Here is a 23,440-nt window from a genome sequence, read left to right on the forward strand (position 1 = left end):
AACATAATCAGAGAAAGTAAAGAGGGTTCCAATGCGGGAGCAGTCACCTTTAGTGACACTGAGAGAACTGGCACAGACAGCGGCTGAACAAGCCGCTATTCAACTGGCTCAGGTCCGGCAGAGTCATCAACAAATGGAACAGCAACTCAATATGTTGATTGGGTATCAGGATGAATACCGTGTACGTCTAAATGAAACGTTGAATTTGGGGGGGATGTCGTCAGCATCGTGGCAAAACTACCAACAATTTCTCAAAACGCTCGAATTGACTATCGAACAACATAAACAACAACTTCAACATTGGCAGGCGCAGCTCGATCTTGCAACTGAACAATGGAGAGAAAAACAGCAACGACTCAATGCATTTGAGACTTTGGAGCAACGTGCTGAAGATAGCCGTAAGCGACATCTTGATCGTATTGAACAGAAACAAATGGACGAGTACGCACAGCGTAGTACTTTACGGAGAACAACTTGATGGAGATAACGCTTCTGACCATGGATGTCGCTGCAACCTCTTCGGGAACGACATCCGCTTCAAATAGTCAGCCCGGTGATAATGCCCCGACATTTGCTCAGCTTTTGGGCTCTCAACCCCAAAATACACAGAGTGATAAAAAGACAGCCAATATCACAAACCATTCAACGAAAGAAAACAAAGCACATTCACACTCTGATGAAGACAAAACAAAAGAAGACGGTAGTCATCTTGCGTCTGTCACCACAGAACCCAATGTGATAGAAGAGCCATCTTTTGAGAAATCTCAATTGACTCTGACTTTGCCAGATAATGAACAATTTGCGGCTATTGTTGAAAATAAAACCCCTTCTTTATTAATGTCAGCAGAAGAACTTGCTGCTGAACTTCCCGTTCAGTTAGCAGGACTACCTGGATTAAAACGGCTTACCCTTCCCTCAGAGCAACTGACTCAAGCATTACAACAGCCTCAATCAGTTAAACGTGGTGAAGATTTAGCCTCGTTAGCACGCACTATTTCAAAAGATGGTGATATGTCGGACTTCAACCTTACCGACAAGCTTAATCTATCAAAATCAGATGAAAAGTCCTTGTTAACCCAGCTACGTCCAGAGACGGCGACATTAGCAACAGAAAGTACGCTTGTCGCTGCTAATCAAACAGAAAAGCCTTCTGCGAAAAAAGTAGATAGCATCGCGACACTTTTAACGCCAACAGCAGAAAAAGTGAATGCATTGCTAAACGGCGATAAGCAAGTTGCAAATGCAAAATTAGCGGACAATGTTGCTCAGCAAATGGTGACAAGTAATCGTGTTGTAGAAAGCGATCTTCACAACACCCTTTCTACCTCTTCTTCTTTGGCTTCGCAAAGCATTACGGGTCATGCTCACTCTTCAACACAACCACAAATGCAATTTTCACCGATGGCAACACAGGTATTAAATGCACAAGTGGGAACACAAGAGTGGCAACAGCAACTAAATCAACAAATTGTGATGTTTAGCCGTAATGGCTTACAAAAGGCAGAGCTACGTTTACACCCTGAAGAGCTAGGTTCATTGCATATCCGCATGAAAATAGAAGATGGGCAAGCGCAGTTGCACCTTGCTTCACAAAACGGACAAGTTCGTTCTGTATTAGAAAATGCCATGCATCAATTGCGTCAAGCTCTCTCTGAAAATGGGATCCAGCTCACGCAGAGTCAGGTGTCTAGCGACACTCATGACAGTTGGCAACAACAAAATATGTCAGATTCCTCTCAATTTAGTGGAGATGGTGCCGATAATCATCAAGGAAGCGAGGGTAATTCTCTGCAATTAGCCTCTGAAACGGCACTACAAAAGATAACCCTTACGCCTCAAGAATTAGCATCTGCTCGTGGTGGTGTTGATATTTTTGCCTAATACAAATGTATTGGGAGGACACCCTATGTCAATAAACGTAAGAGTTAATGGTTTTTTCCCTATCTGTTTCTGCAATTAAAAAACAGAAATAGCGGGATAATTAAGGTTGATTTAGATGGATATGGAAGTCCACAACAGTGAACACGTATCCACTACAAAACAGGAATTTAACTGTCCATGTCTAATTACAGCAATGAACGTAAAAGCTATAGCTTAATTCTGATCATCGTATTATTGGTGATCGCCATTATTGCAGCGGCATTCGGTGGATATAGTTGGTGGGCATTGAAGCATGCTAAATCAGGTTCAGCGGGCACAAATCAGGAAAAAGTTATACCAGCACCCGTTTTTATGTCATTAGAACCCTTTACGGTAAATTTAATTGATGACGAAGAACACTTAGACAGAGTGCTCTACATAGGGATCACATTAAGATTACATAATGAAGAAACTCGTAAACGTCTACATGATTATTTACCTGAGGTTCGTAGCCGCTTGTTATTACTGCTTTCTCGTCAACAGGCTAATAAGCTTGCGACAGACAATGGAAAACTCCAGCTAATGACGGATGTAAAAGAAACGCTGAGACCGACTCTCGTACCGGGAGAATCTGAACAGATCCTCTCCGATGTACTGTTTACCACGTTTATTCTGCGATAATCATTATGAGCGATAATATCCTTTCACAGGCAGAGATTGATGCTCTGCTGAATGATGACACATCAGGTGACGACGCCAAAAAAAGCGCGAACAGGGAACCTGCGATAGCGAAGGATCCGAATGAACCGGATATTCAGCCTTATGACCCCAACACGCAACGTCGTGTGGTTCGAGAACGTTTACAGTCGTTAGAAATTATTAACGAACGCTTTGCACGTCAATTCCGTATGGGGCTGTTTAACATGCTCCGTCGGAGTCCTGACATTACTGTTGGTGGCGTTAAAATTCACCCTTATCACGACTTTGCTCGTAACTTACCTGTGCCAACAAACCTTAACTTGGTGCATTTAAAGCCTTTACGAGGAACAGCATTATTTACCTTTGAACCCAATCTGGTTTATATCGCGGTAGATAACCTGTTCGGTGGTGATGGCCGTTTTCCAATCCCTGTGGAAGGACGTGAATTTACCAACACAGAGCAGCGGATCATCAACAAAATGTTGAAACTGGCACTTGATGCCTACCGTGATGCTTGGGATTCCATATTCAAAATTCAGGTGGAATATGTTCGTTCTGAAATGCAGGTGAAATTTACCAATATCACCTCATCACCGAATGACATTGTTGTTACAACACCTTTTCAGGTGGAAATTGGTTCAATGGTTGGGGAATTTAGTATTTGTATTCCATTTGCCATGATTGAACCATTACGTGAACGACTGATTAATCCACCAATTGAAAATGTTCGTCAAGAAGATGGGGTTTGGTTAGATAGTTTAGTCAACCAAGTTCAGCATTCAGAGCTAGAACTGGTCGCAAACTTTGCTGACATCCCACTGCGTTTATCAAAAGTGCTAACACTTAAAGCTGGGGATGTTATCCCAATTGATAGACCAGAAAGATTGATTGCACATGTTGATGGTGTGCCCGTATTAACAAGCCAATACGGTACAGTAAATGGGCAATATGCCCTTCGTGTTGAACACCTAATTAACCCTGTTTTAAACGCTCTGGATGAGGAACAAACCAATGAGTGATGCAAATCGCCCAACTGATAATTCACAATCGGCTGAGGATATGTGGGCTGATGCAATGGAACAGCAAACTGGGAAAAGCCAGGATAATAGTTCCGATCTATTTGAACATCTTTTACCTGAAGACGATACGCTGAACCATCTATCTGATATCAATTTGATTATGGATATTCCAGTCAAATTAACAGTAGAGTTAGGCCGTACCAAAATGACCATTAAAAAATTACTGAGCCTGTCACAAGGTTCTGTCGTTTCACTGGATGGTTTAGCTGGTGAGCCTCTTGATATCCTTATCAATGGCTATTTAATCGCTCAAGGTGAAGTTGTTGTTGTTTCTGATAAATACGGTATTCGCATTACCGATATCATTACGCCATCAGAACGTATGCGTCGTCTGAGCCGTTAATCTATGGAACAGCTTCCTTCCTTTTCCAGCCAAGGTGCGGTAAATACTACCGCACCCGCTACAACACAAACTGTTCAAACACCTACACAGCCGTTGCCTGTAGGTCAAAGTCTTGCTCAAGTTAGCACGGCACTTGCAGGCATTATCGTTCTTATTATTGTTGCTATGTGGTTATTTCGCCGTTTTGGCTTTACCCGTGGTTCATTTAAAGGAACGACAGCACAACTTAGCGTTAAAGCAAGTTGTTCATTAGGTGCAAAAGAACGTGTGGTGGTGGTTGAAGTAGAACAGGAATGGCTCGTATTAGGTGTAACTGCATCGCAGGTAAATCTGCTGCATAAATTACCCGTCCCTGATAAAGCCTCGCAGGAAGCGAACTCATCACCAACATCGCCATTGTTTACTCAAATATTACAAAAAACGCTAAAGCGAGATAAAGGCAACTCATAATGCATCAGTGTGTCACTTTTTTTAACGCATTAAAGCGTTGGCGTCTCTTCGCTAGTGTGCTGGTTTTAATCTTGTTACCTACCAGTGCGTTTGCCCAATTTCCGAGTGTTATTACACAGCCTTTACCGGGTGGTGGTCAAAGTTGGTCATTACCAGTACAAACATTAATCTTCATTACAGCGTTGGGGTTTATTCCTGCTATTTTGCTGATGATGACAAGTTTTACCCGCATTATTATTGTCCTTGGATTATTACGTAATGCTTTAGGTACACCTTCTGCACCACCAAACCAAGTGGTTCTTGGTTTGGCGTTATTTATGACCTTTTTCATTATGGCACCGGTTTTTGATAAAATTTATCAAGATGCCTATATGCCATTTACTGAAGATCAAATTACCTTCGAGCAAGCCTTAGAGAATGGCTCTAAACCTTTGCGTCAGTTTATGATGCAACAAACGCGTGAAACTGACTTAGCTCTGTTTGCTCGTCTTGCCGATGCGCCTGCGTTTGAAACTCGCGAAAGTGTACCAATGCGTATTTTGGTGCCTGCTTATATTACGAGTGAGCTAAAAACCGCCTTCCAAATCGGTTTTATGATTTTTATTCCTTTTCTTATTATCGACTTAGTTGTTGCCAGTGTATTAATGGCGCTAGGTATGATGATGGTGCCACCTGCCACAGTCTCATTGCCATTTAAACTCATGCTTTTTGTTTTAGTAGATGGTTGGCAATTAATACTAGGCTCGCTTGCACAAAGCTTTTTCAATTAGCGCAGAGGTAACCCCATGACACCAGAATCCGTCTTAGCACTAGGTACTGAAGCGATGAAAATCGCTTTATCACTAGCTGGCCCTCTTTTATTGTCCGCTCTAGTGACGGGTCTTGTGATCAGTATGCTTCAAGCTGCAACGCAGATAAACGAAATGACATTGTCGTTTATTCCAAAAATTCTTGCTGTATTAGCTGCTATTTTAGTTGCGGGTCCTTGGATGTTAAGTTTACTTGTCGATTATATGCATAACTTATTTACTGGCATTCCTGGGATGATTGGTTAATAGCAATGATAACCCTGACCAGTGAAATGCTTAACGGCTACATTAGTGATTTTTTCTGGCCATTTGTGCGTATACTCGCCCTTTTTAGCACTGCACCGCTATTTAGTGAAAAGCAGACACCTAAAAAATTTCGCATTGCGCTCGCCTTTTTAATTACCGCATTAGTTGCACCAAGCTTACCGCAAAGTAATGTACCTTTATTCTCGCTTATTGCCTTTTGGGTACTGTTGCAACAAATTCTAATTGGCACAATTTTAGGGTTATCAATGCAGTTGGCGTTCGCTTCTGTTCGTCATGCTGGTGAAGTGATTGGCTTACAGATGGGGCTTTCATTCGCCACCTTCGTCGATCCATCAGGCGGCCCTAATATGCCTATTCTGGCACGTATTTTTAATATGCTAACAATGCTATTATTTATGGTATTTGATGGACATTTATGGCTATTGTCTATATTAGTTGATACGTTCTATGTTGTTCCTATTGGAAATCAGACGTTTAACTCATTAGGTATTATCACTTTAGTTCAAAGTGGTGGCACAATCTTTATTAACGGTATGATGTTAGCCATGCCATTAATCACTCTACTTTTAGTACTCAACCTTTCATTAGGTATTCTAAACCGAATGACACCACAACTTTCAGTCTTTGTGGTTGGCTTCCCTCTTACGCTGACTATCGGTATGTTAGCATTATCCATGATTATGCCTGCATTACCTGTGTTTACAGAGCGTGTCTTTAGCGATACGTTTAATCGTATTACATTGATATTGCAGCAGTTGGTTTCTTGAGATTTCGGATCATTAACTTTTAATTAGTTATTTTTCATCTCACTCATTAAAATTAATCTGCTTTCACTCTAGCCATCAGTGGTCATTTATTCCACAATCCTTGTATATCATTATACCTGTCATCATTTTAACGAAAAACGCCGTAAACCCTCGGCCAATGCGGGCGTTCAAGCGATTATGGTTCATGCTCTTACAGAAAATGCAAAACAGTTTTATCTTCATAATGTTTTTAAAGCCTCTTCAACACAAAAAGACACTTTATTTCTAGCATTAAAGAAATGAACTCATCTGTTGTATTCAATAAAAAAAACCCCTGATAAATAAATACCAGGGGTGATATCAAAATGTCTTAGAACCGAACTAAATAATTAGCGATACATTTTGAACATCGACATATCTTTCATGTCGTTAAAGACTTTATAAGAAGCTTGTAATACAGACTCTTCTTGGTAATAATCTGAAATTGCTTGTGTCCAGTCTAAATCACGCAATTCGCTTAAACGTTTTGCATTTCTTAAAGACGTATCCGCACCTAAATCATCTAAATTATCAAGCTCTTGAAGTTGTAAGCCTAATTTAGCTTCAACACTAGAAATATTATTTAGCGTTGCACGGTTAATACGGTTTGCCGCATCAATTTTATCTAATGCAGCATCACGCTCAGCTTGTGATTTACCTGTTAAAGGGTCACGCAATGCTGTAATCGCATCATCAAGGGCATTAAAAATGTCTGGCTCTGTCCCTTTACTACCTGAAGATTGTAATGTTTCGATCCCTGTAAAGTTAGTGACCATTTCAATATTACTATCTACTTTTTGGGTAATTTGCTTATCACCGCCTTGATAGGTGATTTTGCCTGTTGCATCAGCGACAAAAGGAGGTTTGTCTGATTGGAAGCCTGCAAAAATATAACGCCCCACACCATCTTTTGTATTACCAATACCCACTAGCTGGTCTTTTAAACCAGCTAATTGTTCAGCTAAAGACGAACGGTCTTCATCACTTAATGTTGCATCATTACCTGCTGCAACCAGTGTTTCTTGAATTTTGGTTGTAATATTCACCATTTGGCTTGCTAAGCTCATTTGCAAAGACATACTGTTTTTTGCAAATCCACGAGCTGTCGCATACTGCTGATTACGCGATTCAGATTGTTTAACCATCACCGCTTGAGAAGCCGCCATTGGATCATCTGATGGTTTTTCAACGCGACGACCACTGGAGATTTTATTTCCTTCAGTCATCCATTTGCTTTGCGAACTGGTGATATTGTCCACTCGCTGACTAAAAATTTGATTTGAACTTAAACGCACCGTGTTATTCCTTATTCTGATGAAGGCTTAGAGAACTTGCATAATCGCATCAAACATACTGTTTGCTGTTTGAATAACTTTCGCATTTGCCATGTAATATTCTTGAATGCGATACATCTCGCCATACTCTTCATCCAAGTTCACGCCAGAAACAGACTGTTGTTGTTCTACAATACTTTTAGTGATAGAAACCTGAGCATCAAAGTCAACTTGAGCGGTATTCACTTTATTACCGACCATACTGATCAATGAGCCATAACCACCAGCAATTGTTGTTTTACCATCAATAATTTTTTCATCGGGTAACTCAAACAGTTTTTTCATGTTTTCGTTATCGCTTGGGCCAGTATCTTTAGAACCTGCTGCCGCAATTTTGCTAGGATCAGTCAAAGCAACTTTCATACCAGCAATCACGTTACCCACAGATTGAACGACAATGGAATCGTCTTTTTGTGGTGTACCATTGACTTTGATACTCATCCCTTCGAATTCTAATTCGCCCGTTGCACCAACTTTAGATGCAACTTTACGACCACCCGGCTCTACCGTCACATTCCAATTGCTGCCGTCATATTTAACCGTATAATCAGCCGCTTTTACTTCTTTAGTGTCAGTATATTTCACATCAAAGGTGGCATTACCTTTGTTTTTGCCGTTTGGCATAACATGAGCGCCACCAAGGTCAAAGAATTTTCCACCTTTGTCGCCATTTAAATCAAAACCTTGCTCATGCTGTTTATTAAATTGATCGCCCAACACTAACGCTAATTGGTTTAATTGATTACGGCTTGGATCTAACACTTCTTCACGGCTACGATAAGCACCGCCGAGTTCGCCACCTTTAATACGTTTTGCATCCACTTCACGAACTTCATCAATACCGTTGCTATAACCAATAACAAGGCGTTCGCTGTTTTTATTAGATGGAATAGCAGAAACTTCATAAGAGCGAGTACCAGACACTAATGGCAAACCATTAGCAAATGTGACGTTAACAAAACCACCGTCTTGTTGAGTCACTTGTACATCAACCAGTGTGTTTAGCTCTTGAACTAAACGGTCACGTTGGTCTAATAAATCATTAGGTTCAGCGCCATTAAAGCCTTTAGCACGACTGATTTCATTATTTAATTTTGCGATCTGTTTTGTATATTCATTGATATTTTTAGAGGTGTTAGTGACCTGACTATTAATATCTTTTTCTAGATCGCGCAATGATTGGTCTGCTTTAGCAAACATATTAACCATCGCTTCCGCTTTACCAATAACGGTTGTACGCGCAGGATTATCTTCTGCGTTATTGGTAACGTTAGGTAAGCTTGTAAAAAATTCGTCAATTGCGCTCGAAACGTCATTCCCTTTATCTGCTAACAAATCATTAATTTGTGAGATATTTTTGGTATAACTGTTTAAAGCACTTTGTTTTGCCATTGCACGGTTCATTTGGCCAGCAAGGAATTCGTTATATTCTCGATGAATACGGCTAACATTAACACCATTACCGATATAACCATTACCGGTCATTGTGCCACTGTTTTCATTAAAAACAGTCATTTGACGGTTGTACCATTTCACATTTTGGTTAGCGATATTATTACTCACAGTGCTCATCGCAGCTTGTGCCGCATTAAGTCCGCTCATCGCTGTATTAATTAAACTGTTGGACATTTGTCTATCCTTTTACGTTTAGTCATCACCCGTATGCACGGAGCATAGCTGGCAAGTTAAATGGATGCTCTGGTCTTTATTATCGGTTCTTCCCCTCTAAACTTGAGGGGAAAATGATTAAAATAGGTCGCTTAAATCGTGAGTATAAGTTTTAGCAACTTGCTCACCACTTCCTTTTAATTGACCAATAATTGAAACCAGTTTTTTGGCATAACCCGGATCGGTAGCATAGCCTGCTTCTTGGATACGGTAAGCCGCTTGTTCAGGAGTTTGAGCTTGAGGTACTTTAGCGTAACGAGGACTTTCAGTGATCAATCTAAGGTAATCTTGAATAGCTTCAACATACGAGCCATAAACACGGAAATTGTCACGCATTTTAATCGAGTTACCATCGATCACTTCAGTTGTCATGATATTCGTAACAGGCCCTTTCCAGCTACTTCCTGCTTTAATACCAAACAGGTTATAACTCGGTTTACCGTCACCAGTTAGAATTTCACGCTTACCCCAACCTGATTCAAGTGCAGCCTGAGCAACAACTAAAAGATGGTGTACACCAGTACCTTCTGTGGCTTGTTTTGCAGGCCCTAACAGTTTTGAAGCAAAAGAAGCACTGCTTTCAGATAAGCCCTTAAGCTTGCCAATCGTACTTTCAACTGCATTTTGATAGGGCTGCATCGCACGATAAATTTGCCCCAATGCTTGCGTTGGCATGGATTGAAATATATCACTACCATCTAATGGCATAGGTGTTTTGCCCGCCATTTCACTTGGGTCTAGCGTGACTTTGGCAGAAAGTTGTTTTTCTATCATGTCAGCAAAGCCCAAGCCTTTTTGTGATAAGTCTTGAGCGATTTGTTGATCATAAAGAGAGGTGTACATCTTGGTACTTTCTGAGTTGAACATGCTTTCTTGAGGAATAGCATCACGCATGCTCTTTAACATCATTTGAACAAAAACACCTTCAAGTTGCTGCGCCACTTGGCGCAGCCCTTGCTGATCAGCATTTTGCCCAACCTGATATTTAAGTTTATTCAATGCATTACTGTCATATGCCGGCGCAGACATCGTCGGCATTGAAGAAAGCAGAGATAAATCTTTCATCAGATAATCTCCAGTCTCGCACGTAAGCAACCCGCGCTTTCCATTGCTTGCAAAATTGACATTAAATCTGTTGGTGTTGCACCAAGTGCATTTAATGTGCGGATCACTTCGTTTAAGCTTGCGCTTGCATTCACTTGTTGTAATGAACCACCTTGTTCACTCATATTTACGCTAGTATTACGCGTTACAACAGTGCTACCCCCTGCAAACGGAGTATTAGGTTGGCTTACATTAACTTGGCTATCAACCGTAACGGAAAGGTTGCCTTGAGCAATAGCACAGCTTCCTAATGTCACATCACGATTCATAACAACAGAACCTGTTCTTGCATTAATGATCACTTTCGCATCTGCAACAACACGTTTAATTTCAAGGTTTTGAACTTCAGCCAGAAAACGTACTTGTTCACTTTTACCAATAGGAACACGCAATTGAACTGTACGGGCATCTAAAGGAATAGCTGTACCTACACCGCGCAATTTATTAACGGTATCAGAGATGTGTTGTGCCAAAGTGAAGTTTTCTTCATTCAGTTGTAGGTTCAGCAGACCTGTTTGACCAAATTGCGAAGGCAGTTCACGTTCAATGATAGCTCCGCTGCTAATGCGTCCACCCGCTAACTGGTTCACTTTAACGCTATTACCACCCGCAGATGCCCCTGCTCCTCCGACAACAATATTGCCTTGTGCTAAAGCATAAATCTGATTATCGACACCTTTTAATGGTGTCATCAGCAACGTACCACCACGTAAGCTTTTGGCATTACCTAAGGATGAAACAACGACGTCGATTGATTGCCCTGTACGACCAAAAGGCGGTAATTTTGCAGTTACCATTACCGCTGCAACGTTTTTCAATTGCATATTGGTGCCAGGTGGTACTGTGATCCCCAATTGTGAGAGCATGTTATTCAGACTTTGCGTGGTAAACGGGGTTTGCATTGTTTGGTCACCCGTTCCATCTAATCCCACAACCAAACCATAACCAATCAGCGCATTTTCTCTTACCCCTTCAACAGAGGTGAGATCTCTGATCCGTTCGGCATGAGCGGAAAAACCGACACATGTCATCACGATAAAGAAAAGGCTCATCGCTATTTTTTTCATCTGGACCCTACTCATTAAAAAGGTGATACATTTAAGAAGAAGCGTTGTAGCCATCCCATAGACTGTGCTTCATTGATATAACCGTCTCCGATATATTCAATACGAGCATCAGCAACTTGGGTTGAATTTACGGTATTAGCACCACTGATTGTTCTTGGGTTCACAACACCTGAAAAACGGATAAATTCAGTACCTTGATTGATAGCAATTTGCTTTTCACCGATAACGTGCAGGTTTCCATTGGCAAGAAGCTGATCGACAGTAACAGTGATGGTGCCTTTAAAGGTATTGTTTGCATTTGCGCCACCTTTACCGCCAAAGTCACTGTTTCCCTCCATTCCCATATCAGCACGGCTATTACCAAACAATCCTTCCAAAAATCTTGGCGTGATCGAAGCAAGGAATCCTGCTTTGCCATTACGGCTCGCATTTGCGGATGAGTTTTTGCTTGCACTCACGTTTTCTTGCAATGTAATCGTTAGCGTATCGCCAATATTTCGAGGACGTCTGTCTTCAAATAGAGGTTGATAGCCAAAATAAACAGGCTGAGCTGACTGAAAAATAGAGCCATTAGGTGCAGGTGCTGTTGGTGCCGTTGGAACCGCCGTTGTGTTACCTTCTACTAACGGTTTTTTGGGTATATGTGCGCATCCCGCCAGTGTCAGTACCAACAGGGCGGTACCTAAACGTTGATGACGACGCCATCTGACACTAAGCTTTCTTGCCCCAGAATTGTCAGTAATGACCTTTGTATCCATCTTCGATACTCTTTTAGTAATACGCCTGACAGGAACCCCTGCCAGGCTAATAAACAAACGAAATTAGAGTTGCGTTAGTTTCTGTAACATCTGATCAGATGTTGAAATCGCTTTACTGTTAATTTCATAAGCACGTTGAGTCTGGATCATATTGACCAGCTCTTCAGCTACGTTAACGTTAGAGGTTTCAACATATCCCTGATACAACAAGCCTGCGCCGTTGATACCTGGGGCATTCTCAGTAGGTGCGCCAGAACTTGCGGTTTCTAAGTACAAGTTTTCACCAACACTTTCTAATCCGCTGTCATTAATGAAGGTTGTTAGCGTCAATTGACCCACTTGTTGTGGTGCAGGTGAGCCTTCAATTTCAACACTGACAGTACCATCACGACCAATCATCACTTTTTTGGCGGTATCAGGTAAAATAATGGCTGGAACAACTTGGAAACCGCTAGTTGTCACTAATTGCCCATTTTGATCCATTTGAAAAGAACCATCACGAGTATAAGCATCGGTACCATCAGGTAACTGAACATGGAAAAAACCTTGTCCTTTAATCGCCACATCACGAGTACCGTTTGTTTGAGCCAAGTTACCTTGACTATGTAAACGCTCAGTAGCAACAGGACGAACACCTGTACCAATTTGTAAACCTGACGGTGCATTCGTCTGTTCTGATGTCATTGCACCCGGCTGGCGGATCGTTTGATACAGTAAATCTTCGAAAACCGCACGTTGGCGTTTAAAGCCATTGGTGCTGACGTTTGCGAGGTTGTTGGAAATCACATCCATGTTAGTTTGTTGTGCATCCAACCCAGTTTTAGCAATCCATAAAGAACGGATCATGGTTTTCCCCTTACACTATTTAACTCAGTGATAGCAATTGGTTAGCCTTTTGCGCATTTTCATCAGCGCTATGGATAACCTTCATTTGCATTTCGAAACGTCTTGCGTTTGCTATCATATCGACCATGGCTTCTGCTGGATTAACATTACTGCCTTCTAAAACACCAGCTAGCACCTTCACGCTATCATCCGCAGGTAATTCCTCACCGGCACGCGCTGCCCCTTTAGGGGATAAATGGAATAAACCATCATCGCCACGAACTAAGTCGTTTTGCTCTGGTTTTACCATTTTCAAACGACCAATTTGACCCAACATTTTCGGTGGATCAGTCGGTACATGCGCAGTCACAATACCGTTATTGGCAATACTGACGTTTGCTTGAGCAGGCACTTCAATCGCACCGTTATCGCCCATTAACAAACGCCCTTGTACCATTAACATGCCATCAGCGTTGCGTTGGATATTCCCGTTTCGGGTATACGCTTCTGTGCCATCTTCAAGTTGAACGGCCAAAAAGCCGTTATCACTTAAAGCAACGTCCATTGATCTGCCGGTATAGTTCATCGTTCCTTGACTCTGATCGCTACCTGGCGTTGAGGCTACCGTTAATGTACGAGTTGGTAAGGTATCGCCATTGACAGGTACGGCTCGCATTGCACTAAGCTGCGCTTTGAATCCCGGCGTTGATGCGTTTGCTAAGTTGTTCGCCACGACAGCTTGGTTTTCCATCGAATGTCTGGCGCCGCCCATCGCGGTATAAATCACATGATCCATAACAGATTATTTCCTGCGTTATTAGCGCAAGCTAACCAGAGTCTGCAGGATCTGATCCTGAGTCTTGATGGTTTGTGCGTTTGATTGATAGTTACGTTGAGCAACGATCATGTTGACTAACTCTTGGCTCATATCCACGTTAGACGCTTCTAATGCGTTATTGGTTAATTTGCCGAATACACCAGCGCCTGCAACACCCACGATTGGTGAACCTGAACCGTTAGTTTCAGACCACATGTTGTCGCCTTGCGAGCTTAAGCCGCCTGGGTTTGCAAAGTTAGCGAGTGCGATTTGACCAACAACTTGGCTTTGTTGGTTTGAGTAGGTCGCCATAATGGAGCCATCTTGCTCAATACGGAAATTGGTGAATTCACCCGCTTGGTAACCGTTTTGCGCTAATTTAGAAACGCTTGATTCAGCAACTTTTTGTTGGGTACTACCGGTGAAATCAAGTTCAATTTTGCCTACAGCAGAACCATTTAAAGAATCAATAGACATACTTGGTAATGCTGGTGGTGTTACACCCGCTGCGGTATAACTCTCTAATACACCTGACTTAGTATATTTTAAAGTCCCTAAATCTTGGTGAAGAGTTGGAGTACCACCAGCAGTCTTAGTTGATGTATCTTGTCCATAAACTTTCCATTCATTGTCATTCGTTTTTACAAAGAATAAGTTCAGATTATGTTCATTACCTAAGCTATCGTAAGTGGTAACGTTAGTACTAAAGTTATATGTATCACCATCTTTAGCATCAAATGGAGCTTTAGCGGGTTTATCTTCACCAGAGTTCAGGTTAACCGCCATATCAATTTTGTTGGTTGCGCTGGCATTCATCATATCGGTAGGAATAACGATAGGTGTTGGTGTTGCCCCTTTTTGAACAACGTTTTTACCATCAACAACTTGTACTGGATAACCTGTAATACGCATACCTTGCATATTAGTCAGGAAACCATTTTTATCTTTACCGAATTCGCCATTACGTGAATAGAAAACGCCACCGTTTTGGTCTTCAATGCGGAAAAAACCACCGCCAGAAATCGCTACGTCTGTTGGGCGGTTAGTGGTTGTGATACTACCGTCTTTAAAGTTTTGGCTAATGCCTGCCACTTTAACACCTAGACCTGCACCAGAGCCGGCGAAAACGTCAGCAAAAGAGACAGTTGCACCTTTGAAGCCATAGGTTGCGGAGTTAGAAATATTATTACCGATAGAATCTAAGTTAGCGGCGGCTGCGTTTAAACCACTTACTGCTTGTGAAAAGGACATGCGCCCTCCAAGTTGAATATGTGTTAGTTAAAGAACCTGACGAATTTCATCCAATGAAACGGTATTACCTAAGCCAATATCAAGGCGGGCACCACCATCCACCATGGACACACTATTCACCAGCGCATAATTCAGTGTCTTAACAGGGACCTGAGCATCATTAAGCGTGGCGTTAACGGTAAATTTATAACTGCCAGTTGGAACAGGATTGTCATCTTCATCAGTACAATCCCAAGAGAAGTTATAAACATCCGGTAGCATCTTTTTGTCCATTTGGATTGTACGAACGGTAGCACCACTGGCATTAGTGATGTTTATCGTAAGAGAATCGGTTGGACTGAGTAATTCAAAACCAAAAGGTGTTGAAAATAGGTGTTCATCGCTAGGCGCAGTTGGGTCAGTATCACCTGATTTATATATTCCCATTTGCTGGCGCGTTTTTTCATTTTGAGTATCAGGTGTTGGAATTGTGTCATCCCCATCACTGGGCTTTTCAGTTTCACCTTTACCGTCGGTTGGCTGAAAGACAACAATTTTATTCCCAGAGACCATAACACCACGGCCTACTAGAGAAGAAGCGCGCAACGCCTGACTTTGATCAATCTGTCCAACAATGTTATTCACTGTTTTATTCAGTGTTTCAATGCCTTCAACGGTTGAAATTTGAGCCAACTGGGAGGTTAACTCATTATTTTGCATTGGGTTTGTTGGATCTTGATTTTTCATCTGAGTGATGAGAAGTGTCAGGAAATTCCCTTTAATATCCTCACTACCACTTTTTTTCGTATGGTATGAAGAAGGTGTATCCCCGATAATGGTATTATCATAAGGTTCATTCATTGAGGAGGAAATACCCACAATTTATTCTCCCTATTGACCTATCATCAGTGTTTTTTGCATCAGCGATTTTGCCGTGTTCATCACTTCGACGTTAGCTTGGTAGCTTCTTGAAGCAGAAATGGTATTAATCATTTCACCCACAACATCAACATTCGGCATACGTACATACCCTTTTTCATCGGCAAAAGGATGTCCCGGCTGATATTCCATGCGAAATGGAGCAGGATCATCCACCACTTCAGTGACACGAACACCACCAACTTCTTGACCAGCAGGTGCGTTTACCTGAAAAACAACCTGTTTTGCACGATAAGGTTCACCATCTGGGCCCGCAACACTGTCGGCATTTGCCATATTGCTAGCACTTACGTTTAAACGTTGAGATTGCGCGGAAAGTGCTGAACCTGAAATATCAAAAATACTAAATAAAGACATGCTCTTTACCCTACTGTTGCAATACAGACATCATGCTTTTAACTTGTGAATTAATAAATGTCACATCAGCCTGATACTTAAGGCTATTGTCAGCAAAATTACTACGTTCCATGTCCATATCCACGGTATTACCATCCATCGCAGTCTGATGAGGCACGCGATAGAGTAAGTCCGCTTCTAAGCGATAACCGGGTTTGATCGGGATATGGCGCTCTGATGTCATCGCCAATTGCATGCCATGACTACCAGTACGTCCGTTTTCAATGGTTTTCTTCAATTCAGAAGCAAAATCAATATCACGAGCCTGAAAGCCTGGGGTATCTGCGTTTGCGATATTCGCAGCGAGAATTTCTTGGCGTTTATTGCGTATTGAGAGCGCTTCTTGTTGAAAATGAAACGTATTTTCTAATTTATCGAGCATCTTCTATCCTTGGTGGCTAAGCCACTTACCTCAGCTGATAAAACAATTTCAGTTGACAGAATAAACGCTCAAAAAAAAGATGATTGGAGGAATAGGCGTAAATTGGATTGCTATTTATGCGTTTAAGGCGTGCAAAGTCGATGTACACTGTTATTGCTAAATAATGACAAACGCACAATTAGCATCAACTCTGTAAGGTGATACAAATTATGTTAGTTAGAACTCTTATCGGTCTATTTTCTTTTTTCTTTATGGTGAATGTGAGTATCGCGAAATCACTGCCTGAAGAACTGCAAGATTTCTTTGTCGCACTTCACCAACAAGACGATAAAGTGACTGTGACAGTTTTAACGCCAGAAGAGAAATGGCCTGTCTGCCAAACACAAGAGATCCAACGTCATGCTGGCTCTCGTAATTGGGGACGTCTTTCAATCCCAATTCAGTGCGATAAGCAACGTCGTTTTATTCAAATTGATGTTAGCGTTAATGGTGAATACTTAATCGCGAAAAAAGACATCAATCGTGATGATATTATTGAAACGTCTGCTATTAGTACGGCAACGGGCGAATTAGAAAAATTACCTTATGATGTATTACGTGATCCCGCATTAATTAAAAATGCGATCGCAATGCGACAAATATCCGCAGGAAAACCTTTAACCTCCACAATGGTTCGTCGCCCTTGGGCTATTTTGGCAGGACAAACCGTCACCGTATTTGCACAAGGCCCTCACTTTCAGATCCGTTATGAAGGCAAAGCTGTAAACAACGCGGTTGCCAACGAAACCATTCGAGTGAGAGTTAAATCAGGCCAAATTGTCACTGGCGAAGCACTTGAAAATGGCTCTGTACGCATCCCTCTTTAATGGATAAAAAAGCTGATAAGCAGAATAAGCCTATATTGAATTGCTTGTTACCCGTTTCAGTTATGGCAAGCCAAGGTAAACTCTCTTACGTTACATTTTTACTCTAAATAATTGCGATAATTTAAAGCATCAATATAGATAAATGTTTATAGATAAATGTTGATAGATAAATGTTGATACTCTAAATAATTTAAGTTGTAGCTAGGCGACAAATGAACGAATCGCTAGGAGCATACATAAGTATGTGACTAGTGTGAGTGAATGCGATCAATACCGCTACGGCTTGAAGTATGACAAGTATGACGACTAAGATTAAAGTTTTTGATTTGATAGCCGATATAAAGAAACAAGATGATAGGCGAAAACACATAGGTTGTTTTACAATGGCTTCATCTGACTATTAATTGATGCCTAACAAAGGATTTTCCTATGAGTATTGAACGCGCAAATCCACTGCTTCCGATTAACGCAATTGCACAACGCAACCCGAGTGAAATCACTCAGGGCTCTCGTAAATCGGGAACAACTGAACAAAAAACTGCAACAGGCGACACTTCTGTAAAACTTAGTGAAGCGCAGAAAAAACTTGTTCAACCTGGAAATAAAGACATTAACGTTGAGAAAGTTGCTCACTTGAAAGAAGCAATTGCCAACGGAACATTAACCATGGACAGTGGTAAAATTGCGGATGCTCTTTTCCGTGAAGCTGCTGAAAGCATAACTCAATAATATTTTAATGATTATGATGGAAGAACTCCGCCAGACTTTAGATCTTCAATTATCACAGCTTAATACCATTGCAGGTATTTTACGTGCTGAACAACAGTTATTATGCGCAGGTAATATTGATATCAATGCCCTGCACGAAGTGACTGAACAGAAGAATTTTGTCTTGTCTGCTTTAGGTCATACAGACCAACAGCGTCATACGCTAAGCCAACAAGCCGGTGTAGAAAAACCTTATACAGGGTTGCCGTTCTTATCTGATTTATGGACACAGATAATAGACATCACGGCGGAGTTAAGATATCTAAATCAACATAACGGATTACTACTCGATCAACACATCTCTCGTAATAGTGATGCTATCCGTTTTTTGCAGAAGAACCACAGCCCAACCCTTTATGGTTCTGATGGGCAAGCACAGCGTTCAACACTGGCTGGGCGTAAAATTCAGGTTTAGGTTTTTTCAATAATTATCAAAATTCACACGAAACGCTATCAATATTGATAGCGTTTTGCTTTTCCAATAAAACACCTCTCACTTTAAGCCACCAGCAGATCACACTAGCACTGTTATCTATCATCCTTTCGTGGCACATCATTTTCTTCTCTAAACATTGGCTTTTATTTGAGCCTTTATTACCACACCATTACAAACACAAAAAAGACCACTTAATAAAGTGGCCTTAAATTTAGATAATGACATATTAGCGAGAATGATTAATGAGGTTGTCCACCAATCATTGATGTCATACGAATATGGCGACCTTCACTGACTTCCATATTCGACAATACAGCTAATTGTGGCAGGCTACGGCGTAAGAAACGTGACAATAATGAACGTAACGCATGATTGACTAATAATACAGGAGCTCCACCTGACATCTCTTGGTGACGTACCGCATCCGCTGCTTGTTGTTCAATATTTTCAGCCAGTCCTGGCTCTAAACCGCCGCCACTTTGCATTGCTTGAACAAGAATACGCTCTAAGCTTGCATCTAACCCAATGACTTGGATTTCATCTTGATCGCCAAACCAGTGTTGTGTAATCGCACGACGAAGTGCAACACGAACAACCGCCGTTAATTCAGCCGGATCTTTTTGATCTGGTGCATGCTCTGCTAAGGCTTCTAATATGGTTCTCATATCACGAATAGGCACTTGTTCAGACAGCAGGTTTTGCAATACTTTGTGCAATACAGTGAGTGAAAGCATATCTGGGATCATATTTTCTGTCATTTTAGGGAGCTCTTTACTCACCCTATCAAACAGCATTTGTGCTTCTTGACGACCAAATAATTCCGATGCATATTTCGCTAATACATGGTTAAAATGTGTTGCAATAACGGTACTTGCAGCAACAACGGTATAGCCCTGAACCTGAGCTTGCTCTCTTAAGCTGTCATCAATCCAAACAGCAGGTAAACCAAATGCAGGCTCTTGAGTAATATCGCCCTCTAAAGAGCCAACGGCATTACCCGGATTGATTGCTAACCAACGACCTGGATGCGCTTCACCATGACCAATTTCAACCCCTTTCATTAGAATGCGATAAGAAGAAGGTCTTAATTCCATATTGTCTCGGATATGAACAACAGGAGGAAGATACCCCGTTTCCTGAGCAAACTTTTTACGGATACCACTAATTCGGCCTAACAACTCACCATTTTGGCGGCTATCTACCATTGGAATTAAGCGATACCCTACTTCCATCGCTAATGGATCTTCAAGTTGTACATCTTCCCATGAAGCTTCAACAACACGATTTTGTTTTTCAACTTCTTCCATCTCTTTTTGTTGATGCACTTCAGGGTTAGCGTTGCGACGTAAGATATACCAACCTAATCCACCTAATGCTGCGGTGAAGAAAAGGAAAACAAAGTTAGGCATTCCTGGTACTAAACCTAACAGACCTAGCACACCTGCGGTTAACAGTAGAACACGAGGGTTGTCAAACAGTTGGGTAACCATCTGTTGCCCAACATCTTCATCTGTTGCAACACGAGTAACGATAACACCCGCTGCTGTTGAGATAATCAATGCAGGAATTTGAGCAACCAGACCATCACCGATGGTTAAAAGAGTATAAGTCGTTGCAGCATCGTTTAATGCCATCCCGTGTTGAGCGACACCGACAATAAGACCACCCACCACGTTAATCACAAGGATCATTAAGCCTGCGATGGCGTCACCACGAACGAACTTACTCGCACCATCCATTGAACCGTAAAAGTCGGATTCCAATGAAACTTCTTTACGGCGTTTTTTTGCTTCGTCTTCGTTGATAATGCCTGCATTCAGGTCAGCATCGATTGCCATCTGTTTACCCGGCATTCCATCTAACACAAAACGCGCACCTACTTCAGCAATACGTCCCGCCCCCTTAGTGATAACCATAAAGTTAATCAAAATAAGGATGATAAAGACCACAATACCGATAGCAAAGTTACCGCCAACAAGGAAATGGCCAAAGGCTTCAACAACGCGTCCCGCAGCATCTGGCCCTGTATGTCCTTCCATTAAGATGATACGTGTTGAAGCCACGTTTAATGATAAACGTAACAACGTAGTAAACAGCAAAATAGTAGGGAAAGCAGCAAAGTCCAAAGTACGTCGAGTGAACATTGCGACCAACAGCACCATGATGGAGAGTGCGATGTTAAAGGTAAATAATAAATCCAATAGAAAAGGTGGCAATGGCAATACCATCATTGACAGTATCAACAAGATAAGCACTGGCCCTGCCAGTATCTGCCACTGAGAACTTTTCCAATTTCCCGGCAAGCGGAGTAATGAGGCCAAATTAGCCATGACGATTATCTTCTCCAGCAAAGTCCAGTGCGGGAGGCACTGGCAAGTTCATAGGTTGTTTAGGTTTTAAACCACCTTCGGTTTTCCATCGTTTCAGTTGATAAACCCATGCAAGCACCTCGGCAACCGCAGCATAAAGGGTTGAAGGTATTGCATGACCTATTTCACTGTGACGATATAACGCCCTAGCAAGCGGTGGCGCTTCTAGAAGCGGAATTCGATTTTCTGCACCAATCTCTTTAATTTTTAACGCAATAGCCCCTGCACCTTTTGCTAAAACTTTAGGTGCGGTCATTTTGTCGTTGTATTGCAGTGCAACAGCATAATGTGTTGGGTTCGTAACAATAACGTCTGCTTTCGGTACATCCGCCATCATTCGGCGACGAGACATCGCATGTTGTTGCTGACGGATACGCGCTTTAAGTTGCGGATCACCCTCTTGCTGTTTAAATTCATCTTTAATTTCTTGGCGCGTCATACGTAGCTTTTTCAAATGACTACGAATTTGGAAAATAATGTCGAATGCCACCATCGGTATCAGCATAAAAACCGTAATGTAGACGGCAAAAATCAGCAGTTGCATTGCATTGGCTAGCGCACTAAGCGGTGGCAGTGTGATCAAATGGAGAATATCGTTCCAGTTGTGCCATAAAAAAACGGTTGCGGCGATCCCCACAAAAGTTGATTTCAGTATCGCTTTAAATAATTCAGCCAACGCATTCATTGAAAATATGCGTTTTAACCCAGAAATAGGGTTCCATTTTTTTGGATCAAACTTAATGGATTTACTGCTAAAGTTAATCCCGCCTAATAAGGCAGAGCCACCAATTGCCACGATCACTAACCCCAAAAACACGGGAGATAGCGCAAAAACAGCTTGTTTAATCAAGCTACCAAATCGAGGGATCAACAAATTCTCATTACCAATAAGGTGATGATTAAACGTAAATCCTTCTGTTAACATGGCATGTAGCCCACGGGTGATAAATCCACCACTCATCCACAGCAAACTCACGCCCCCCAAGATCATTAATACGGACGATAGCTCTTTAGAACGGACAATTTGTCCATCCTTTTTGGCTTTTTCCCGTTTATGGGGTGTGGGTTCCTCTGTTTTTTCGAGATCGCTATCTTCAGCCACAGTCTGTCCGATTTAGATATTGAGATTAAAAGCATGAATGAAATGACTCTAAGCATGACAAATTCAGAGGAAATTGATGGGCTGAACAATCGCAAATTTACGGGGCTTTTTGGGCTATGACGGTATGCACTGGAAAAACAACTCAATGATAAAAATGGAGATATAAGCAATATTGACGCTGATTATAAGGAAATCAGCAAAATTCACAGTAAAATTGAGTAATTTTGCTTTTGATGATTATTTCGACAACATCAAAAGCCGCTTAAAAAAAGCGGCTTACATTTTCTTCAATAGCGTGGGCTATTAAAGCATTATTACGTACTTTTTTATCCATAAAATACATCATCCTAAAAGAGCTGAGCATAGAGCGAATGCGTCCTGCATATCTCAACGTCCTTATCGCCCTAAAACTCATTAGAAGGTTAGAAACCTAAACTTTCCAGTAAATCATCAACTTGATCTTGATTTTTGATCACACCAGCGTTGTTTTTATTAACCTGTGGACCATTTAATAAAGAGTCAGTCTCTTTCTTCACATTAGACTTTTCAAGTTGCTCTGGTGGCAGGTTTTCCATTAGGACCATCACAAGTTGTTTTTCAATTTCTTGAACGACACTCATCATGCGCTTAATTACCTGGCCGGTCAGATCTTGGAAATCCTGTGCCATCATAATTTCCAATAACTGACTGTTAGTAAAAGCCGTACTCTCAGGGATATCCCGCAAATAATTGCGGGTATCTGTTACAAGAGAGCGTACATCTTTCAGCTCTTCTGGCTGTTCAAACCATTGGTCCCAACGTTCAGTAAGCTTAGTCGCATCGGCACTTAACGCATCCTGTTTAGGCTGCGCAGCTTCGACACAGTTCAATGTACGCTCAGCTGCCTGAGCGGTCATTTGAGCAACATAGTCCAGTCGTTCCCTAGCGTCAGGGATGGCTTCTGCTGCTTCGGCTATTGCTTTATCCAATCCTAATTCTCGCAAACTGTCGCGTAACATCCGCGTCAATTGTCCGATCCGGCTGATAATATCAGATGTCATTTCAATATTATCTTTCGGCATAATTGGATTCCCACTCATTGCGACTC

The 23,440-nt window shown here is 41.7% G+C and carries 26 protein-coding genes and 1 pseudogene; 13 read left to right on the plus strand and 14 right to left on the minus strand.

Going from position 1 to position 23,440, the window contains the following annotated elements:
* The first annotated feature begins 31 nt into the window (after positions 1-31).
* The 10 genes and pseudogenes from fliJ to ACNART_RS09180 form a co-directional block, all read left to right on the plus strand.
* Positions 32-478, plus strand: a complete 447-nt coding sequence (fliJ, locus tag ACNART_RS09135; protein WP_006533149.1) for a flagellar export protein FliJ — start codon at positions 32-34, stop codon at positions 476-478.
* Positions 478-1,881: a flagellar hook-length control protein FliK gene (locus ACNART_RS09140; protein WP_416303582.1), complete on the plus strand. Its 1,404-nt coding sequence runs from the start codon at positions 478-480 to the stop codon at positions 1,879-1,881. The genes fliJ and ACNART_RS09140 overlap by 1 nt, the downstream gene beginning before the upstream one ends.
* 177 nt (positions 1,882-2,058) lie before the next feature.
* Positions 2,059-2,541: a flagellar basal body-associated protein FliL gene (fliL, locus tag ACNART_RS09145; protein WP_109373788.1), complete on the plus strand. Its 483-nt coding sequence runs from the start codon at positions 2,059-2,061 to the stop codon at positions 2,539-2,541.
* A gap of 5 nt (positions 2,542-2,546) precedes the next feature.
* Complete coding sequence (fliM, locus tag ACNART_RS09150; RefSeq protein ID WP_109373789.1) at positions 2,547-3,578, plus strand: flagellar motor switch protein FliM; 1,032 nt, start codon at positions 2,547-2,549, stop codon at positions 3,576-3,578.
* Positions 3,571-3,981, plus strand: coding sequence for a flagellar motor switch protein FliN (gene fliN, locus ACNART_RS09155; RefSeq protein ID WP_006533153.1), 411 nt, complete (start codon positions 3,571-3,573; stop codon positions 3,979-3,981). Before fliM ends, fliN begins: the two co-directional genes overlap by 8 nt.
* 3 nt (positions 3,982-3,984) lie before the next feature.
* Positions 3,985-4,431, plus strand: a complete 447-nt coding sequence (gene fliO, locus ACNART_RS09160; RefSeq protein ID WP_198630079.1) for a flagellar biosynthetic protein FliO — start codon at positions 3,985-3,987, stop codon at positions 4,429-4,431.
* A complete protein-coding gene (gene fliP / locus ACNART_RS09165) occupies positions 4,431-5,201 on the plus strand; it encodes a flagellar type III secretion system pore protein FliP (RefSeq protein ID WP_232797659.1) in 771 nt (256 codons plus the stop codon). Before fliO ends, fliP begins: the two co-directional genes overlap by 1 nt.
* A 15-nt stretch (positions 5,202-5,216) precedes the next feature.
* Positions 5,217-5,486 carry a flagellar biosynthesis protein FliQ gene (fliQ, locus tag ACNART_RS09170; protein ID WP_069367481.1) on the plus strand — a complete coding sequence of 90 codons (270 nt, stop codon included), beginning with the start codon at positions 5,217-5,219 and terminating at the stop codon, positions 5,484-5,486.
* Positions 5,487-5,491: 5 nt separating this feature from the next.
* A complete protein-coding gene (gene fliR / locus ACNART_RS09175; protein WP_368927901.1) occupies positions 5,492-6,274 on the plus strand; it encodes a flagellar biosynthetic protein FliR in 783 nt (260 codons plus the stop codon).
* A 156-nt stretch (positions 6,275-6,430) separates the two neighbouring features.
* Positions 6,431-6,556 (plus strand): annotated as a pseudogene (locus ACNART_RS09180) (GNAT family N-acetyltransferase); the annotation flags it as partial.
* Between the two features lie 86 nt (positions 6,557-6,642).
* Here ACNART_RS09180 and flgL read toward each other — a convergent pair.
* From flgL to flgB, 11 genes are all read right to left on the minus strand, one after another.
* The gene (flgL, locus tag ACNART_RS09185; RefSeq protein ID WP_198619832.1) at positions 6,643-7,587 is read right to left on the minus strand and encodes a flagellar hook-associated protein FlgL; all 945 of its coding nucleotides are present in this window, start codon (positions 7,585-7,587) and stop codon (positions 6,643-6,645) included.
* A gap of 27 nt (positions 7,588-7,614) precedes the next feature.
* Entirely contained in the window at positions 7,615-9,255 is a 1,641-nt protein-coding gene (gene flgK, locus ACNART_RS09190; protein WP_198619831.1) for a flagellar hook-associated protein FlgK, read from the minus strand.
* Positions 9,256-9,372: 117 nt separating this feature from the next.
* Positions 9,373-10,359, minus strand: coding sequence for a flagellar assembly peptidoglycan hydrolase FlgJ (gene flgJ, locus ACNART_RS09195; RefSeq protein WP_109373795.1), 987 nt, complete (start codon positions 10,357-10,359; stop codon positions 9,373-9,375).
* Positions 10,359-11,465, minus strand: coding sequence for a flagellar basal body P-ring protein FlgI (locus ACNART_RS09200; RefSeq protein ID WP_099075765.1), 1,107 nt, complete (start codon positions 11,463-11,465; stop codon positions 10,359-10,361). Before ACNART_RS09200 ends, flgJ begins: the two co-directional genes overlap by 1 nt.
* Positions 11,466-11,479: 14 nt before the next feature.
* On the minus strand, positions 11,480-12,223 hold the full coding sequence (locus ACNART_RS09205) for a flagellar basal body L-ring protein FlgH (RefSeq protein ID WP_023581820.1): 744 nt from the start codon (positions 12,221-12,223) through the stop codon (positions 11,480-11,482).
* A 63-nt stretch (positions 12,224-12,286) separates the two neighbouring features.
* Entirely contained in the window at positions 12,287-13,069 is a 783-nt protein-coding gene (flgG, locus tag ACNART_RS09210) for a flagellar basal-body rod protein FlgG (protein WP_109373796.1), read from the minus strand.
* Between the two features lie 19 nt (positions 13,070-13,088).
* Positions 13,089-13,844 carry a flagellar basal body rod protein FlgF gene (locus ACNART_RS09215; RefSeq protein WP_198626598.1) on the minus strand — a complete coding sequence of 252 codons (756 nt, stop codon included), beginning with the start codon at positions 13,842-13,844 and terminating at the stop codon, positions 13,089-13,091.
* Positions 13,845-13,865: 21 nt separating this feature from the next.
* Positions 13,866-15,116: a flagellar hook protein FlgE gene (gene flgE, locus ACNART_RS09220; RefSeq protein ID WP_198619829.1), complete on the minus strand. Its 1,251-nt coding sequence runs from the start codon at positions 15,114-15,116 to the stop codon at positions 13,866-13,868.
* Positions 15,117-15,143: 27 nt separating this feature from the next.
* Positions 15,144-15,974 (minus strand): flagellar hook assembly protein FlgD, encoded by an 831-nt coding sequence (locus ACNART_RS09225; protein WP_198619828.1) that lies wholly within the window; start codon positions 15,972-15,974, stop codon positions 15,144-15,146.
* Positions 15,975-15,986: 12 nt separating this feature from the next.
* Positions 15,987-16,391 (minus strand): flagellar basal body rod protein FlgC, encoded by a 405-nt coding sequence (flgC, locus tag ACNART_RS09230; RefSeq protein WP_006533173.1) that lies wholly within the window; start codon positions 16,389-16,391, stop codon positions 15,987-15,989.
* Positions 16,392-16,401: 10 nt separating this feature from the next.
* Entirely contained in the window at positions 16,402-16,812 is a 411-nt protein-coding gene (gene flgB / locus ACNART_RS09235) for a flagellar basal body rod protein FlgB (RefSeq protein ID WP_072068529.1), read from the minus strand.
* A gap of 209 nt (positions 16,813-17,021) precedes the next feature.
* Between flgB and flgA the strand changes: the two genes are divergently transcribed.
* The 3 genes from flgA to ACNART_RS09250 all read left to right on the plus strand — a co-directional run bounded on the left by flgA (position 17,022) and on the right by ACNART_RS09250 (position 18,861).
* A complete protein-coding gene (flgA, locus tag ACNART_RS09240) occupies positions 17,022-17,678 on the plus strand; it encodes a flagellar basal body P-ring formation chaperone FlgA (RefSeq protein ID WP_198619827.1) in 657 nt (218 codons plus the stop codon).
* Positions 17,679-18,107: 429 nt separating this feature from the next.
* The gene (flgM, locus tag ACNART_RS09245; RefSeq protein WP_109396479.1) at positions 18,108-18,407 is read left to right on the plus strand and encodes a flagellar biosynthesis anti-sigma factor FlgM; all 300 of its coding nucleotides are present in this window, start codon (positions 18,108-18,110) and stop codon (positions 18,405-18,407) included.
* 13 nt (positions 18,408-18,420) lie between these two features.
* The gene (locus tag ACNART_RS09250; RefSeq protein ID WP_109373857.1) at positions 18,421-18,861 is read left to right on the plus strand and encodes a flagella synthesis protein FlgN; all 441 of its coding nucleotides are present in this window, start codon (positions 18,421-18,423) and stop codon (positions 18,859-18,861) included.
* Between the two features lie 260 nt (positions 18,862-19,121).
* Here ACNART_RS09250 and flhA read toward each other — a convergent pair whose 3' ends face one another.
* From flhA to cheZ, 3 genes are all read right to left on the minus strand, one after another.
* Entirely contained in the window at positions 19,122-21,212 is a 2,091-nt protein-coding gene (gene flhA / locus ACNART_RS09255; protein WP_198619826.1) for a flagellar biosynthesis protein FlhA, read from the minus strand.
* On the minus strand, positions 21,205-22,353 hold the full coding sequence (flhB, locus tag ACNART_RS09260) for a flagellar biosynthesis protein FlhB (protein WP_198619825.1): 1,149 nt from the start codon (positions 22,351-22,353) through the stop codon (positions 21,205-21,207). Before flhB ends, flhA begins: the two co-directional genes overlap by 8 nt.
* Before the next feature lie 422 nt (positions 22,354-22,775).
* Positions 22,776-23,432 (minus strand): protein phosphatase CheZ, encoded by a 657-nt coding sequence (gene cheZ / locus ACNART_RS09265; protein WP_023581808.1) that lies wholly within the window; start codon positions 23,430-23,432, stop codon positions 22,776-22,778.
* Between the last annotated feature and the right edge of the window lie 8 nt (positions 23,433-23,440).

This window comes from Proteus sp. LHD240705, from assembly GCF_047921555.1.
GTDB lineage: Bacteria > Pseudomonadota > Gammaproteobacteria > Enterobacterales > Enterobacteriaceae > Proteus.

Excerpts from the sequence above, each read along its gene's own strand:
- fliJ (WP_006533149.1), top strand. The coding sequence starts at position 32 with ATGCGGGAGCAGTCACCTTTAGTGACACTGAGAGAACTGGCACAGACA.
- flgK (WP_198619831.1), bottom strand. The coding sequence starts at position 9,255 with ATGTCCAACAGTTTAATTAATACAGCGATGAGCGGACTTAATGCGGCA.
- fliN (WP_006533153.1), top strand. The coding sequence starts at position 3,571 with ATGAGTGATGCAAATCGCCCAACTGATAATTCACAATCGGCTGAGGAT.
- fliM (WP_109373789.1), top strand. The coding sequence starts at position 2,547 with ATGAGCGATAATATCCTTTCACAGGCAGAGATTGATGCTCTGCTGAAT.
- ACNART_RS09140 (WP_416303582.1), top strand. The coding sequence starts at position 478 with ATGGAGATAACGCTTCTGACCATGGATGTCGCTGCAACCTCTTCGGGA.
- flgE (WP_198619829.1), bottom strand. The coding sequence starts at position 15,116 with ATGTCCTTTTCACAAGCAGTAAGTGGTTTAAACGCAGCCGCCGCTAAC.
- fliQ (WP_069367481.1), top strand. The coding sequence starts at position 5,217 with ATGACACCAGAATCCGTCTTAGCACTAGGTACTGAAGCGATGAAAATC.
- fliL (WP_109373788.1), top strand. The coding sequence starts at position 2,059 with ATGTCTAATTACAGCAATGAACGTAAAAGCTATAGCTTAATTCTGATC.
- flgG (WP_109373796.1), bottom strand. The coding sequence starts at position 13,069 with ATGATCCGTTCTTTATGGATTGCTAAAACTGGGTTGGATGCACAACAA.
- flgJ (WP_109373795.1), bottom strand. The coding sequence starts at position 10,359 with ATGAAAGATTTATCTCTGCTTTCTTCAATGCCGACGATGTCTGCGCCG.
- fliR (WP_368927901.1), top strand. The coding sequence starts at position 5,492 with ATGATAACCCTGACCAGTGAAATGCTTAACGGCTACATTAGTGATTTT.
- flgM (WP_109396479.1), top strand. The coding sequence starts at position 18,108 with ATGAGTATTGAACGCGCAAATCCACTGCTTCCGATTAACGCAATTGCA.
- ACNART_RS09215 (WP_198626598.1), bottom strand. The coding sequence starts at position 13,844 with ATGGATCATGTGATTTATACCGCGATGGGCGGCGCCAGACATTCGATG.
- ACNART_RS09205 (WP_023581820.1), bottom strand. The coding sequence starts at position 12,223 with ATGGATACAAAGGTCATTACTGACAATTCTGGGGCAAGAAAGCTTAGT.
- flgB (WP_072068529.1), bottom strand. The coding sequence starts at position 16,812 with ATGCTCGATAAATTAGAAAATACGTTTCATTTTCAACAAGAAGCGCTC.
- flhA (WP_198619826.1), bottom strand. The coding sequence starts at position 21,212 with ATGGCTAATTTGGCCTCATTACTCCGCTTGCCGGGAAATTGGAAAAGT.
- ACNART_RS09200 (WP_099075765.1), bottom strand. The coding sequence starts at position 11,465 with ATGAAAAAAATAGCGATGAGCCTTTTCTTTATCGTGATGACATGTGTC.
- fliP (WP_232797659.1), top strand. The coding sequence starts at position 4,431 with ATGCATCAGTGTGTCACTTTTTTTAACGCATTAAAGCGTTGGCGTCTC.
- flgA (WP_198619827.1), top strand. The coding sequence starts at position 17,022 with ATGTTAGTTAGAACTCTTATCGGTCTATTTTCTTTTTTCTTTATGGTG.
- fliO (WP_198630079.1), top strand. The coding sequence starts at position 3,985 with ATGGAACAGCTTCCTTCCTTTTCCAGCCAAGGTGCGGTAAATACTACC.
- cheZ (WP_023581808.1), bottom strand. The coding sequence starts at position 23,432 with ATGAGTGGGAATCCAATTATGCCGAAAGATAATATTGAAATGACATCT.
- flgC (WP_006533173.1), bottom strand. The coding sequence starts at position 16,391 with ATGTCTTTATTTAGTATTTTTGATATTTCAGGTTCAGCACTTTCCGCG.
- ACNART_RS09250 (WP_109373857.1), top strand. The coding sequence starts at position 18,421 with ATGATGGAAGAACTCCGCCAGACTTTAGATCTTCAATTATCACAGCTT.